Source organism: Atlantibacter subterraneus, assembly GCF_007570865.1.
Lineage (GTDB): Bacteria > Pseudomonadota > Gammaproteobacteria > Enterobacterales > Enterobacteriaceae > Atlantibacter > Atlantibacter subterraneus.
Map to the genome: position 1 here is coordinate 266,783 of NZ_VLPS01000009.1, position 13,024 is coordinate 279,806.

A 13,024-nucleotide genomic window follows, 5' to 3' on the forward strand; every position below is an offset into this window, starting at 1 on the left:
GGCCATTTCTGCGCGGCATCTATGCAGTCTGGGGGAAATATGGCCTATTTCATTGACCGGCGACTGAACGGTAAGAACAAGAGCACGGTGAACCGCCAGCGCTTCTTGCGCCGTTATAAATCGCAAATCAAGCAGTCGATTTCCGAGGCCATCAACAAGCGTTCGGTAACCGACGTGGAGAGCGGCGAGTCGGTCTCCATCCCAACGGAAGATATCAACGAACCGATGTTTCATCAGGGTCGCGGCGGCCTGCGCCATCGCGTCCATCCCGGCAACGACCACTTTGTGCAAAACGACCGCATTGAGCGTCCACAGGGCGGCGGTGGCGGAGATGGCAGCGGGCAAGGCCAGGCAAGCCAGGACGGAGAAGGCCAGGATGAATTTGTGTTCCAGATATCCAAAGATGAGTATCTCGACCTGCTGTTTGAAGACCTGGCGCTGCCCAACCTGAAGAAAAATCAGCACCGGCAGCTTAACGAATACAAAACCCATCGCGCGGGCTATACCGCCAACGGCGTTCCGGCCAATATCAGCGTGGTGCGTTCCCTGCAAAACTCGCTGGCGCGGCGTACCGCCATGACGGCGGGCAAGCGGCGTGCGCTGCACGAGCTGGAAGCGAGCCTGGATATCGTCGCCAAAAGCGAACCGGCACAGCTGCTGGAAGAGGAGCGGCTGCGCCGCGAAATCGCCGAGCTGCGCGCCAAAATCGAACGCGTGCCGTTTATCGACACCTTTGATTTACGCTACAAGAATTACGAAAAACGCCCTGAGCCTTCAAGCCAGGCAGTAATGTTCTGTCTGATGGACGTCTCCGGCTCGATGGACCAGGCTACCAAAGACATGGCAAAGCGCTTTTATATCCTGCTGTATCTGTTCCTCAGCCGGACCTATAAAAACGTTGAGGTGGTTTACATCCGTCACCACACCCAGGCCAGGGAAGTGGACGAGCATGAGTTCTTTTACTCGCAGGAAACTGGTGGGACCATTGTTTCCAGCGCCCTGAAGCTAATGGATGAGGTGGTTCAGGAACGCTATGACCCGGCGCAGTGGAACATTTATGCGGCGCAGGCGTCGGATGGCGATAACTGGGCAGATGACTCCCCACTGTGTCATGAAATACTGGCGAAGAAAATTTTGCCGGTGGTGCGTTATTACAGTTATATCGAGATTACTCGACGCGCCCATCAGACGCTATGGCGGGAATATGAAAATCTGCAGGCACGCTTTGATAATTTCGCCATGCAGCATATCCGCGATCAAGACGATATTTATCCGGTGTTCCGCGAACTGTTTCACAAACAGAATGCTGAATCACACGGTTAAACCGAATAATTCAGCCAGGTTTCCTGGCTGAATTTTTTGACGCAGACACTTTTTATTATAATGCCGAAATCGGTGTGGCATTCCTTTCTTACGCCTTAATCAAGGGGCTATTTCAATCTCTATTCTCCCCTGCCACTGCGTATTAACCTCAACAACTAAGCACGCTATTTTTTTCACCCGAAAGTTGTATTGTAAATATCCCCGCACATGCTTAACCATTTGATAACCTTTTCAATAAATTACACATTATTCGCTAGCTAACCATGCTTTAGGCGCAGAAAGTGCTTGAAAAAGAATGGAATTCAGACAAATAATTACCCATCGTCTTGCCAGTTTTGTCTCTCCTGTGCGCAATCTATCCGGGAAGATTTCACTTTTATTTCAACCAGGGCATTCCCTCTGAATAGCTCAGGTTAAACCGCACCCTAAATTCACCTGATATCCATCATTATTAATTTTAAAAATAGCGAAATGATTATAAAGGAGTGGCAGCTATGAAAAATCCCTGGCGGAGACTGTTAATTATCACCAGCGTGACGAGCGGAATAGGTGTACTTATGCCTTCCGCCGCCTATGCCGCCTGTAATCCAGACTCCGCTGCGGATGTCACAGTGACCTGTAGCGGACCTGAAAGTAATAATCTTGATTATTCCATCAACGATCGCCTTACTCTTATTCTGGATAATACCAGCCAGCTCTCTTCCGCAACGGCGGAAATACCGGCCGTGAATTTTCGTTCACTCAATGGACGATTAACGAATCAGGGGTCTATCACCACCAGCGGATTTTTCAATGACGGGATTTATATCTCTTCAACCGCCGGGATCCTGGTGGATAACCAGGGTTCAATTACCGCGTCATCCAGCCAGTCAAATGGCATTCATGTGACCGAGCTGCGAGACAGTTTGCTGTCGAACCGGGGTACCATTACCACTCAAGGCAGTCTGGGAAATGGCATTTTGATTGGCGCTGGCCGCGGCGTTTTTGTGGGAAATGAAGGTCTGATCACGACTTCAGGCCCGGAGTCACACGGTATTTCCGATGAGAACGGCGCCAATAATAGCTTTACCAATAGCGGCACGATTAATACCACGGGCGAGAACAGCGATGCTATTAATCTGGCAAGCTCAACTAACGCCACCATTATTAACAACGCTGGCGGGCAGCTCCTGTCCGAGGGCGGCAACGGTATTACATTATCCAGCGGCACCAGCGCAACCATTACTAACCAGGGCATTATCAGCACTGAAATCTATGGCGTTTACCTTGGTGATGAAGCCTCCGCACAGCAGATTCTGAACAGCGGTATTATCGTCGGCGGTCTTGGCGGTATTGTGGCTGACGGTAATAGTCAGATTTCTCAGCTTACTAACCAGGGCATTATTGGCTCCATCAGCGGCGACGCCATTGCCGTAAGCCCGACCAGCAGCGTCGTTAGCGGTATCGATAACCAGCGCATTATTATTGGCCGGGTTAACGCACCAGGCACTAGCATGAGCAACAGCGGCCTGTTCGATTTGCTTAACAGTAATCAGCCTTCGCAGGTGCGTGACTACGTGCAATCCAGCGGCGGCATTCTGGCACTCCAGGCCGATAACACCAGCAACTACGGGCAACTTCAGGCCTCAGGCACTGCCGTACTCAACGGCAATACGGTGGTAATGACACGAGGCAGCACCAGCTTCGCCAATGGCGATGTACTGAGCGATGTCGTGACCGCGTCCAGTATTGTCGGCCAACCCACTTCGGTGGTTGATGACTCCACACGCTATCAGTTTACTCAGGAACTGACCGGCACCAGTTACTCGCTGCGGATTATCGATACGGGCATTGATAATACCCGCGCCGCCGTGACCCAGACCGGGTCGCCCCACTTAACCGGCATCGCCACATCGCTGGATACCCTTATTGCCAATAACAATACTACTCCCCCGGATAGTGGCACTGGCGGTGGTACTGGTGGCGGCACTGGAGGTGGTACTGGTGGCGGTACTGGCGGTGGCACTGGCGGCGGCGACGCAGGCAATGGCCCGACGCTAATCACGCCATCCAGCAGCGCGCTACAGTGTAATACTGCGTTAACCAGCGCGCTCTGCGCCGTCACTTCCTCGGCTACCGCTGCCCAGATGACACGCACCATTAACCAGCTGTCGCCGCTGATGTTCGGCAGCATGGCATATATCGAGCTCAACAATCTGCAGGCATTTGGCGATATCGTCGGCTCACGTCAGGAGGCGATCCGCACCGTTGGTCAGTACAATGAATTCAACCCGGAGAAATATCTGTGGATCCGCCCGGTTGGGCGTTGGGATCACCAGACGCAGCGCGATGGTGTGACGGGTTACCAGGCCGATACCCGGGGCATCGCCATCGGGACCGATGTGCCGCTTCATGAGCAAATCCGCGCCGGTCTGGCGTTTGGCGTCAGTCGTACCGACGTGAATGACGATTCCAGCGATGTTCGCCATGATGCACAAATCGAAAGCTGGAACCTGCTGGCCTACGGCAGTTTCGATTTCACACCGGATACCGCCCTCACCTGGCAAACGGGGCTGGGCCGTAACAAAACCGAGGGCAACCGCTATCTGTCCATTACCAATCCGGCGACTGATGAGCAGACCTACAGCGGCGTAGTGCGTTCGGATTACGACAGCCATACCTTCCAGGCGGGTCTCGGGTTACAAAGCACCTTCTACCCGGCGGATAAATGGTCGCTGACCCCGATGCTGCGCACCGATTATTATCGCGTGAAAGATAAAGGCTATCGCGAAAGCGGTGCCGGTGACGCCAGTCTGAATGTCGACGGCAACACGCTGGACGCGCTGATCGTTTCGACCAAAGCCAAAGTAGGGTTACAGCTTTCGCAGGTGGTGAACGTCCATGCCCAGGCGGGCGTTGGGTATGACACCATTAACGATCGTTCGACCACGCGGGCGCACTTCGTTGGCACTCCGGATACGCCATTCACCTATCGCGGTATGGAGCAGAGCCCGTGGATTGCGACGGCAGGTGTGGGCGTCACGGCGAAGTTTACCGATGTGCTGGATGGCACCGTACAGTATGACGCCCAGCAGCGTTCCGACTTCACCAGCCAGAGCGTGAGTCTGAAAGTGCGTTACGCGTTTTAATCTAACTTGTCAGGCAAACCCACCCGCGTGGGTTTGCCTGTTTTATTACTGCTTCGGAATGATCAGCACCTGGCCGGGATAAATTTTATCCGGATGAGTGAGCATGGGCTTGTTAGCTTCGAAAATAGCGTTGTATTTATTCGGGTCGCCATAAACCTGTTTTGAAATGGCGCTCAGGGTATCGCCGGATTTCACCGTGTAATAGGTCGCCTCTTCACGAGTATCGTTGGCAGTCACGTTGTTTTCTACGCTGCCGATCCCTTTGACGTTACCGACCGCAACCTGGATTTTTTCTTTCTGCTCCTGGGTCAGGCCGTCGCCACTGACTATCGCCTTGCCGTTTTCTACTTTGACGCTAACTTTATCTGCACCCGGCACGCCGGTCTTTTTCAGATGTTCCTCTACCTTGCTACCCTGGTCGTGATCGTCCCCTTTCAGGGCATCCCAGAGTTTCTCACCTGCGTCTTTGACAAAATCAAATAAACCCATGGTTATTCCTCCTGTTGAGAAGTGCTCTGTAAGCCTGGCAAAGCGGGACCGAACTGACCAGGATAATCAGATTTCTCTCGTCGGTTCACGGGTTCCGGCGTTGCAAAGTCGCCCTGTCGTCAGTATCGTAAACTGCGCAACTATAAGGCTGTTTTATATCTGAAGGATCAAAGATGTCACAGACCAAAGGCCATGCCGTTCACCAGCAGCTCGTCGCCCTGCTGGATCAACAAAATGCGACGTTTCGGGTCATGGAGCACCAGGCGGTCGGCAAATGCGAGGCGGTGTCAGAAATTCGCGGCACGGCGCTGGGCCAGGGCGCGAAAGCGCTGGTGTGCCACGTTAAAGGCAACGGAGTGCGCCAGCACGTACTTGCCATTATCGCCGCAGATAAACAGGCAGATTTAACCAAACTCGCCGTCGCGCTGGGCGGATTGCGGGCCTCGCTGGCCAGCCCGGTAGAGGTGGATACGCTCACCGGCTGCGAATTTGGTGCCATCCCGCCGTTTAGCTTCCATCCCGATCTCAAACTGGTTGCCGATCCGCTGCTGTTCGAGCGCTTTGATGAAATTGCCTTTAACGCCGGGCTGCTCACCCATTCGGTCATTATGAATACTCAGGACTATTTACGGATCGCCGCCCCGACGCTGATTGATTTTCATCGTCAGGAATAACGGCACACCGATAACAATTAAAACGGCGCAGTACCGATACTTTCTGGCAAGGAGTTTTTGATGTTCGACATGACGTTGCTGATCTTGCTGGCGCTGGCCGCGCTGGGGTTTGTTAGCCATAACACCACGGTGGCGGTCTCTATCCTGGTGCTAATTATTGTGCGCGTTACCCCACTGAACCAGTTCTTTCCGTGGATTGAGAAACAGGGCCTGACCATCGGGATTATTATTTTAACCATCGGCGTGATGGCCCCGATTGCCAGCGGTACCCTGCCGCCCTCCACCCTGTTCCACTCATTTCTCAACTGGAAGTCGCTGGTCGCGATTGCGGTGGGGGTTTTTGTCTCCTGGCTGGGCGGGCGCGGCGTGACGCTAATGAGCAGCCAGCCGACGCTGGTCGCCGGGCTGCTGGTGGGCACGGTGCTGGGCGTGGCGCTGTTTCGCGGCGTACCGGTGGGGCCGCTGATCGCCGCCGGGCTGGTGTCGCTGCTGATCGGCAAACAGTAGCGCCGCTACAGCGACTCGAGATAGCGTCCAGGGGTCTGGCCCAGCCCCTTTTTGAACATGGTAATAAACGCGGTGGTAGAGTCGTAGCCCAACCCATGGGCCACTTGCTGAACGTTCATCCCATCCACCAGCATCTGCAATGCCTGAATAAGCTGGAGCTGCTGACGCCAGCGCCGGTAATTCAGGCCGGTTTCCCTGACGATCAGGCGCGATAAATTACGCTCGCTCATGGCTAACTGCGTGGCCCACTGCGCGAGGGTGCGGTTTTGCTGAGGGTGCGCGGCCATAAAGTCCACCATGGTGCGGATCTTCGGGTGCGCTGAAACCGGCAACCGCAGCGGTTCTACGTGCAGATCTGGCAGTTCGTCAAACAGCACCTGAACCAGCCGGTCGCGTCTGTCGCTACGTTCGCGGCACGCTGCCAGTTTTACAATCAGTTCACGGACAAACGGCGTTACCTTCAGCGTGCAGCACTGTTCCGGCATCGCCACCGCGCCAGGCTCGATAAATAAAAAGCACAGCCGGGCATTAGCCGTCGCGCGATTGTGATGCGGCATCGCACCGGGTATCCATACTGCGTACTGCGGCGGAACCATCCACACCGCTTCCGCCACCTCGCAGGTAATGCCGCCGTGCAGCGCCAGGATTAACTGGCCTTTGCGATGATGGTGCAGCGGGATTTCCTGTTCGTGGGCCGTGACGCGAACGTGAAAAGACACTGCGGCGTCATCATGGTCATCAGGATGATAGCCGTCGAGGTTTAAAGACTGTTCCATGATGTTGTCCGAATTTAGCGATAATTTGGCATTTTAGCTTGATTCATTGTCCCGGCATACCCGTTAATCTTTACGCCTCCTCAGGCTCTAAGAGATAACTATGACAATTTCCACACCATCACGCGGCCAGATGCTGCTGATGACTGGCGGTCTGCTGGCGATCGCCGCTACCCTGCGCGTCAGCTTTACCGGCGCGGCACCGCTGCTGGATATGATCCGCGCCAGCTACGCGCTCACCACGGCCCAGACCGGTCTGCTAACCACCCTGCCGCTGCTGGCGTTTGCGGTCGTTTCGCCGCTGGTGGCGGGCATCGCCCGGCGCTACGGCATGGAGAGAAGCCTTGCCGGGGCAATGCTGCTGATGTGCTTCGGCATCGCGTTACGCTCCGTGGAGGGCAGCGTGTGGCTGTTCAGCGGCACAGCGCTGATTGGCTGCGCCATCGCGCTGGGCAATGTGCTACTGCCGGGGCTGATTAAACGCGATTTTCCCGGCCAGGTGGCACGGCTGACGGGTGGCTATTCGTTAATCATGGGGACCGCAGCGGCGCTGGGTTCCGCGCTGGTGGTGCCGGTGGCCGATGCCGGTTTCGGCTGGCGCGGCGCGCTGTTAAGCGTGATGATTTTCCCGCTGCTCGCCCTGCTGGTGTGGTTACCTCAGTGTCGCCGTAGCGTAATGGCCAGCGTGACCGGCTCGGGCGCGTTGCGTCAGCAATCATTATGGAAATCGGCGCGGGCCTGGCAGGTGACGCTGTTTTTGGGGCTAAATTCGCTGGTCTATTACGTGGTCATCGGCTGGTTGCCGTCGATTCTTATCAGCCACGGCTACAGCGAAGCCCATGCCGGCTCTCTGCACGGCTTGCTCCAGTTAGCCACCGCCGCGCCGGGGATTTTAGTGCCGCTGTTGCTGCACCGGCTGAAGGATCAGCGGGGGATCGCGGTTCTGGTCTCATTGCTGTGCGCGTTGAGCGCGCTGGGGCTGTGGCTGATGCCGGGATTTGCCAGCCTGTGGGTAGTGATTTTTGGCCTCGGCTCGGGCGCGACGATGATACTGGGCCTGACGTTTATCGGTCTGCGATCGGGTTCAGCACATCAGGCTGCTGCGCTGTCCGGCATGGCTCAATCGGTGGGATATTTACTGGCCGCCTGCGGACCACCGGGAATCGGGAAAATACACGACATCACCGGCGGCTGGGGTTTACCGCTGCTGGCTGTGGCGCTGATCTCCCTGGCGATGGCGCTGGCGGGCGGATTGGCGGGCCGTAAAGGTGAAATCAGCCCGCATTAGGTCAGGGTTTCGCGGCGAGCAGCAGTGCCTGCACCAGCGGCGCGGGTTTACCTACCAGCGCTGCACGCTCATGCTGAAACAGCGTGGCGACGAAAAAGGGATGCGTTACCAGTTCCACTGCGCGGACGGCACCGTCGTCATCCCAGCCGGTCACTTTCAGCGGCTGGTCCGCCAGTGCCTGGGCGAATTCTTCAGCAATCCCATAGTTGCAGTGATAGCCTTCGACGATCTCTGTTTTGCCATAGGCTTTAGCAATCAGGGTGTGGGGACGCAATTCAATAGTGTCGGTTTTTTCCACCAGCGAGCAGGCCAACGGAGCGATAACCATTCTTCCCTGCTGCGCGGTTTCCGCATGGGCGGCATCGTCCCAGCCCATCACATTTCGTGCATACTCAACGATGGCATGCTGGAATCCGCCGCAGGTACCCAGAAACGGGATACTGTTTTCCCGGGCATAGCGAATGGTTAACAGTGCGCCCTGTTCGTTTTGGTAAGGGCTGGCTGGCACTAGCCAAATTGCGTCGTAACCCACCAGGTCTTCACTGCTTTTGACCTCAGTGGTGTGTAGCCAGTCATAATCGACATCAATGTTCAACACGGCGGCCGCATCGTCAATCGCTAAAGGAATGGCTTTATGCGCCAAAACCGAAGCGTTGTAATCGCCAACTAAAGCGATGCGCAGTGTGGTTGTGAGAGGGAAAGTGTCCATAAGAAATCCTGTGCAAGGAGGAGGAGAACTACACAAGGACCCTCACATTACAGATAGCTTATTGATTTTACAATACCAAATTATTGCAGTTGCCAGAATTGTGCCTTTCATCAACGCGCCATAAAATAGCCTAATGGAATCAAAATGATGGTCAGCAGCGGTGCGCTGAGAGTTAAGGCTTGCCCAGGCTTATCCCTAAACGCTTCGTTTACGCCGAAATAGCGAGGCGGGTTATTAAGCAGGAAAAGGAGAGTTCATGATTACCTGTAAACGCGTTTATGACGACGCCCTTAAGCAAGACGGCTACCGGATTCTGGTGGATCGGTTATGGCCCAGGGGGATTAAAAAAAGCGATTTAGTGCATGACGAATGGAACAAAACATTGGCTCCTTCCAATGAGTTGCGTAAGGCGTTTCACAGCGAGGCTATTGATTTCAGCGAGTTTACCCGCCAGTACCGCGAAGAATTAATGGCGCAACAGGATGCGCTGCATAGAGTGGCAGAGCGCGCCCGCGCGGGCAACGTCACCTTACTTTATGCCGCGAAGAACACTACACAGAACCATGCACGGGTATTGGCTGACGTATTAAATGAAATAGCGCGTTAATCTTTCAGACCATTTGCCCGGCGGTGAGGCCGGGCGGCTGGGAATGACGCTCAATGAGCGGTGATTTTTTCCAGGGGATAGCGCAGATCTTTGCTGGCATTATTGATTGCCACCGTTCGTAAATGCCGGTTGCAGATAAACCAAATCTCATTCCGATCGTTCGATAAAATATAGAACGCATCTGACGACTCTGACGCATTGAAGCAGCCAAGGGCACGGTAGGCGGTTTCAGCATTAAATCCACTTTGCAGCGGAAACGGTCGCGGGCCATTTTCTAACTCGTGAATACGCACATACAGCCCTTCTTCCATCCAAATCATTTTTATTCTCCTGAGGACATCGCCTGTTATAAGTATAAGCACAGGCTGGTTTTTTTGCTGTGCGGTAAAAAGATTTTTGGTTATCGAAGCGTAGAGGTTCAGATAAGGGGCAAGCGTAGCGTGGGCTTCAAAAGATGGGTTTAACGGACGAACGGGAAGCGAAGCGTCTTCCCGTAAGAGACCGTATTAAATGGCGATTTTTTGGAATTCGTTTTCTTCACAATGGTCGACATAGCGCTGCAGATCGTAAATCAGGCTTTTAGCCATAGAAGGCGTCATTGAAAAAAAAGGTGAATCAAAGGTCGTGGCATTCAGATTGTAGGATGAAGTGCAGTAGCCAATTTTAAATACCAAAACGTTTTGATCCGATTTTGGTCCTACCTGCCAACCGATGACGGGAAATACAGGAAAATCATTATCACTGTTCATTTTTATTCCCTTATGACTTGTATGTTTATCCGAGAATAGCACTGCTTATCCGTTCCCACTAGCCAATCCTTAGTTGTATTTTTTATTAGTATTCATAATTAGGATTTACCTGAAAGGCTTTTTAAAATATTCACTTAAACGAAATTTCAATGCCCGGCAGGTGCAGAATATATTTCATAATTAATAATAAGTTACCAACAAAATATATTCTTATAGCGCTTTAATTACTTTTCACATAATTGCTTTAAGAAACCATAATCTTAAAACAATGAAAATATATTTTGCAGAAATGTTAACGATATAAAGAGTGCGATTTGTGGCGCAGTTTTTGCGCTCAGGCCTGTTGTAACCCGCAGTTTTAACGGCTAACATACTGTACAAACACACAGTAATACAGAGGTAGTTATGTTCGTCGAACTGGTATATGACAAGCGCAACGTGGCGGGCTTACCTGGCGCGCAAGATATCATCCTCGCGGAGCTGACGCGGCGCGTGCAGAGAATTTTTCCTGATGCGGAAGTCAGAGTCAAACCCATGCAGGCGAATGGGCTTAACAGCGATGCCAGCAAAAATGACCGTGAGAAGTTAAACCGGATGCTGGAAGAGATGTTCGACGAATCGGATATGTGGCTGGTTGCCGAGTAATCGCGCCGTATAGCGGAGCTTAACCGGCCATCAGGCGGGAGCCTGTGGTTCCCGTTTTGTTATTATCAGAAAGATCGCACCTGCTCAATCAATGGATAAAATCGAACATTATTTGGCGGGAAGCAATCGACAGGCGCATTTATTAAATATCACTAATTTGCCTTATGTAAAAAATAAATAAACCAGCAGAGCAATAGCAGCAAAATATATCGGACCGGTAGCAAACGCCCATAAATTTTTATCTTGTTCGCCACGAATGTCATGAAAACGTTTTAGCGCGGCTTGCGGCGTTGCCGCCTCCACTTCCTCAAATTCTTTTTGATACCCCTGATTAAACCAGTCCGCAGCTGCAGACTGCTCAACGGCAATGACCTTGCCCGCTTTTGAAAAGAAATAGTAAACCGCCATCGCTAACCCCCTTATGTGGTATCTCCACTACTCTACTCCGCCGCTATGATTACGCTTAATGATAATTAGCAATAAAGATGCCTGGAATGAATAACATAACGCAAGAGCGATTAACGGCCCTGGCGGCAGGAGATACGGTGCATGTGGAGGAGAGTGTCTGTATGGCGCAAGAACTGCTGCAGGCCAGACGACAGATAGCTATGCTGGCTGAGCAACTATCGGCGCAAATCCATTTGCCCGCTTGCAGCGCCAGCCCGGTATGTGAAATCGAAGCGGGCTACGCGGCGGGCGTGAACGACTGTAAAGAGGCGATACGCCGGGCGGGTTATCCCATTGCAGGCGATGATTAAAAAAAACGGGAGCACTCAGGCTCCCGTTTATCCGCATCAGCGTTGACTGATTACATGTTCGCGATGATCGCGTCGCCAAACTCTGAACATTTCAGCAGCTTAGCGCCTTCCATCAGGCGTTCGAAATCGTAAGTCACGGTTTTAGCGTTAATCGCGCCTTCCATGCCTTTAACGATCAGGTCTGCGGCTTCGAACCATTCCATATGACGCAGCATCATTTCAGCGGACAGGATGATAGAACCTGGGTTCACTTTATCCTGGCCTGCGTATTTCGGTGCGGTGCCGTGGGTGGCTTCGAACAGTGCACACTCGTCGCCAATGTTCGCGCCAGGCGCGATACCGATACCGCCAACCTGCGCCGCCAGGGCGTCAGAAATGTAGTCGCCGTTCAGGTTCATACAGGCAATCACGTCGTACTCAGCCGGACGCAGCAGGATCTGCTGGAGGAACGCATCGGCAATCACGTCTTTAACGATGATTTCTTTACCGCTGTTCGGGTTCTTAATTTTCACCCACGGGCCGCCGTCGATCAGTTCGCCGCCGAACTCTTCGCGCGCCAGCTGGTAGCCCCAGTCTTTAAACGCGCCTTCGGTGAACTTCATGATGTTGCCTTTATGCACCAGAGTCACAGACTCACGGTCATTGGTGATCGCGTACTCGATAGCCGCGCGTACCAGGCGTTTGGTGCCTTCTTCAGAGCACGGCTTGATGCCGATACCGCAATGCTCAGGGAAGCGAATTTTCTTCACGCCCATCTCATCGCGCAGGAATTTGATCACTTTATCGGCTTCAGCGCTGTCGGCTTTCCACTCGATACCAGCATAGATGTCTTCAGAGTTTTCACGGAAGATCACCATGTCGGTCAGTTCCGGGTGTTTTACCGGGCTCGGGGTGCCCTGGTAGTAACGCACCGGGCGCAGGCACACGTACAGGTCCAGTTCCTGACGCAGAGCCACGTTCAGAGAACGGATGCCGCCGCCAACCGGCGTAGTCAGTGGGCCTTTAATTGCCACGCGGTAATCACGAATCAGATCGAGAGTTTCTTTCGGCAGCCACACGTCCTGACCATAAAGCTGGGTAGATTTCTCGCCCGTGTAGATTTCCATCCAGGAAATTTTTCGCTCGCCCTTGTAGGCTTTCTCAACAGCGGCATCAACCACTTTCAGCATCGCCGGGGTCACGTCAACACCGATACCGTCACCTTCAATGAACGGGATTACCGGATTGTTCGGCACAGTCAGTTTGCCGTTTTCTAACGTGATCTTTTTACCTTCAGCCGGAACTACTACTTTGCTTTCCATTCACCTCTCCTTCGAGCGCTCAGGGTGGATACGCATTTTTGTTAATGATTTGTAATAGGCGGGTCAATACTAC

15 protein-coding genes are annotated in these 13,024 nt (G+C 53.3%); 8 read left to right on the top strand and 7 right to left on the bottom strand.

Going from position 1 to position 13,024, the window contains the following annotated elements; translation table 11 throughout:
- Positions 1 to 21: 21 nt before the first annotated feature.
- Entirely contained in the window at positions 22 to 1,323 is a 1,302-nt protein-coding gene (locus tag FND52_RS18335; RefSeq protein WP_144132525.1) for a YeaH/YhbH family protein, read from the top strand.
- 494 nt (positions 1,324 to 1,817) lie between these two features.
- Positions 1,818 to 4,451, top strand: coding sequence for an autotransporter family protein (locus tag FND52_RS18340; protein WP_144132527.1), 2,634 nt, complete (start codon positions 1,818 to 1,820; stop codon positions 4,449 to 4,451).
- A gap of 45 nt (positions 4,452 to 4,496) precedes the next feature.
- Here the strand turns inward: FND52_RS18340 and lysM are convergent, their stop codons facing one another.
- Entirely contained in the window at positions 4,497 to 4,940 is a 444-nt protein-coding gene (lysM, locus tag FND52_RS18345) for a peptidoglycan-binding protein LysM (protein WP_125292009.1), read from the bottom strand.
- Between the two features lie 173 nt (positions 4,941 to 5,113).
- On the opposite strand from lysM, the gene FND52_RS18350 reads away from it, so the two are divergent.
- Together FND52_RS18350 and FND52_RS18355 are read left to right on the top strand one after the other, a co-directional pair.
- Positions 5,114 to 5,614, top strand: coding sequence for a YbaK/prolyl-tRNA synthetase associated domain-containing protein (locus FND52_RS18350; RefSeq protein WP_144132529.1), 501 nt, complete (start codon positions 5,114 to 5,116; stop codon positions 5,612 to 5,614).
- Positions 5,615 to 5,674: 60 nt separating this feature from the next.
- Positions 5,675 to 6,121: a DUF441 domain-containing protein gene (locus FND52_RS18355; RefSeq protein WP_002433851.1), complete on the top strand. Its 447-nt coding sequence runs from the start codon at positions 5,675 to 5,677 to the stop codon at positions 6,119 to 6,121.
- A gap of 5 nt (positions 6,122 to 6,126) precedes the next feature.
- On the opposite strand, the gene FND52_RS18360 is transcribed toward FND52_RS18355, so the two are convergent.
- Positions 6,127 to 6,897, bottom strand: coding sequence for an AraC family transcriptional regulator (locus FND52_RS18360; RefSeq protein ID WP_125292007.1), 771 nt, complete (start codon positions 6,895 to 6,897; stop codon positions 6,127 to 6,129).
- A gap of 100 nt (positions 6,898 to 6,997) precedes the next feature.
- Between FND52_RS18360 and FND52_RS18365 the strand changes: the two genes are divergently transcribed.
- Positions 6,998 to 8,182 (top strand): MFS transporter, encoded by a 1,185-nt coding sequence (locus FND52_RS18365; protein WP_144132531.1) that lies wholly within the window; start codon positions 6,998 to 7,000, stop codon positions 8,180 to 8,182.
- A gap of 1 nt (position 8,183) precedes the next feature.
- Here FND52_RS18365 and FND52_RS18370 read toward each other — a convergent pair whose 3' ends face one another.
- Positions 8,184 to 8,891, bottom strand: coding sequence for a CTP synthase C-terminal region-related (seleno)protein (locus FND52_RS18370; protein ID WP_125292005.1), 708 nt, complete (start codon positions 8,889 to 8,891; stop codon positions 8,184 to 8,186).
- Positions 8,892 to 9,147: 256 nt separating this feature from the next.
- On the opposite strand from FND52_RS18370, the gene FND52_RS18375 reads away from it, so the two are divergent.
- Entirely contained in the window at positions 9,148 to 9,498 is a 351-nt protein-coding gene (locus FND52_RS18375) for a DUF488 domain-containing protein (RefSeq protein ID WP_144132533.1), read from the top strand.
- Positions 9,499 to 9,548: 50 nt separating this feature from the next.
- Here FND52_RS18375 and FND52_RS18380 read toward each other — a convergent pair whose 3' ends face one another.
- Positions 9,549 to 9,818, bottom strand: coding sequence for a hypothetical protein (locus tag FND52_RS18380; protein ID WP_125292003.1), 270 nt, complete (start codon positions 9,816 to 9,818; stop codon positions 9,549 to 9,551).
- Positions 9,819 to 10,004: 186 nt separating this feature from the next.
- Positions 10,005 to 10,247 (bottom strand): hypothetical protein, encoded by a 243-nt coding sequence (locus FND52_RS18385; RefSeq protein WP_125292002.1) that lies wholly within the window; start codon positions 10,245 to 10,247, stop codon positions 10,005 to 10,007.
- Positions 10,248 to 10,652: 405 nt separating this feature from the next.
- On the opposite strand from FND52_RS18385, the gene FND52_RS18390 reads away from it, so the two are divergent.
- Complete coding sequence (locus FND52_RS18390) at positions 10,653 to 10,892, top strand: DinI family protein (RefSeq protein WP_125292001.1); 240 nt, start codon at positions 10,653 to 10,655, stop codon at positions 10,890 to 10,892.
- A gap of 162 nt (positions 10,893 to 11,054) precedes the next feature.
- Here the strand turns inward: FND52_RS18390 and FND52_RS18395 are convergent, their stop codons facing one another.
- The gene (locus tag FND52_RS18395; protein WP_125292000.1) at positions 11,055 to 11,300 is read right to left on the bottom strand and encodes a hypothetical protein; all 246 of its coding nucleotides are present in this window, start codon (positions 11,298 to 11,300) and stop codon (positions 11,055 to 11,057) included.
- A gap of 161 nt (positions 11,301 to 11,461) precedes the next feature.
- On the opposite strand from FND52_RS18395, the gene FND52_RS18400 reads away from it, so the two are divergent.
- A complete protein-coding gene (locus FND52_RS18400; RefSeq protein ID WP_244290589.1) occupies positions 11,462 to 11,650 on the top strand; it encodes a hypothetical protein in 189 nt (62 codons plus the stop codon).
- Positions 11,651 to 11,700: 50 nt separating this feature from the next.
- Here the strand turns inward: FND52_RS18400 and icd are convergent, their stop codons facing one another.
- Positions 11,701 to 12,951, bottom strand: a complete 1,251-nt coding sequence (icd, locus tag FND52_RS18405) for an NADP-dependent isocitrate dehydrogenase (protein ID WP_125291998.1) — start codon at positions 12,949 to 12,951, stop codon at positions 11,701 to 11,703.
- Positions 12,952 to 13,024: the final 73 nt, after the last annotated feature.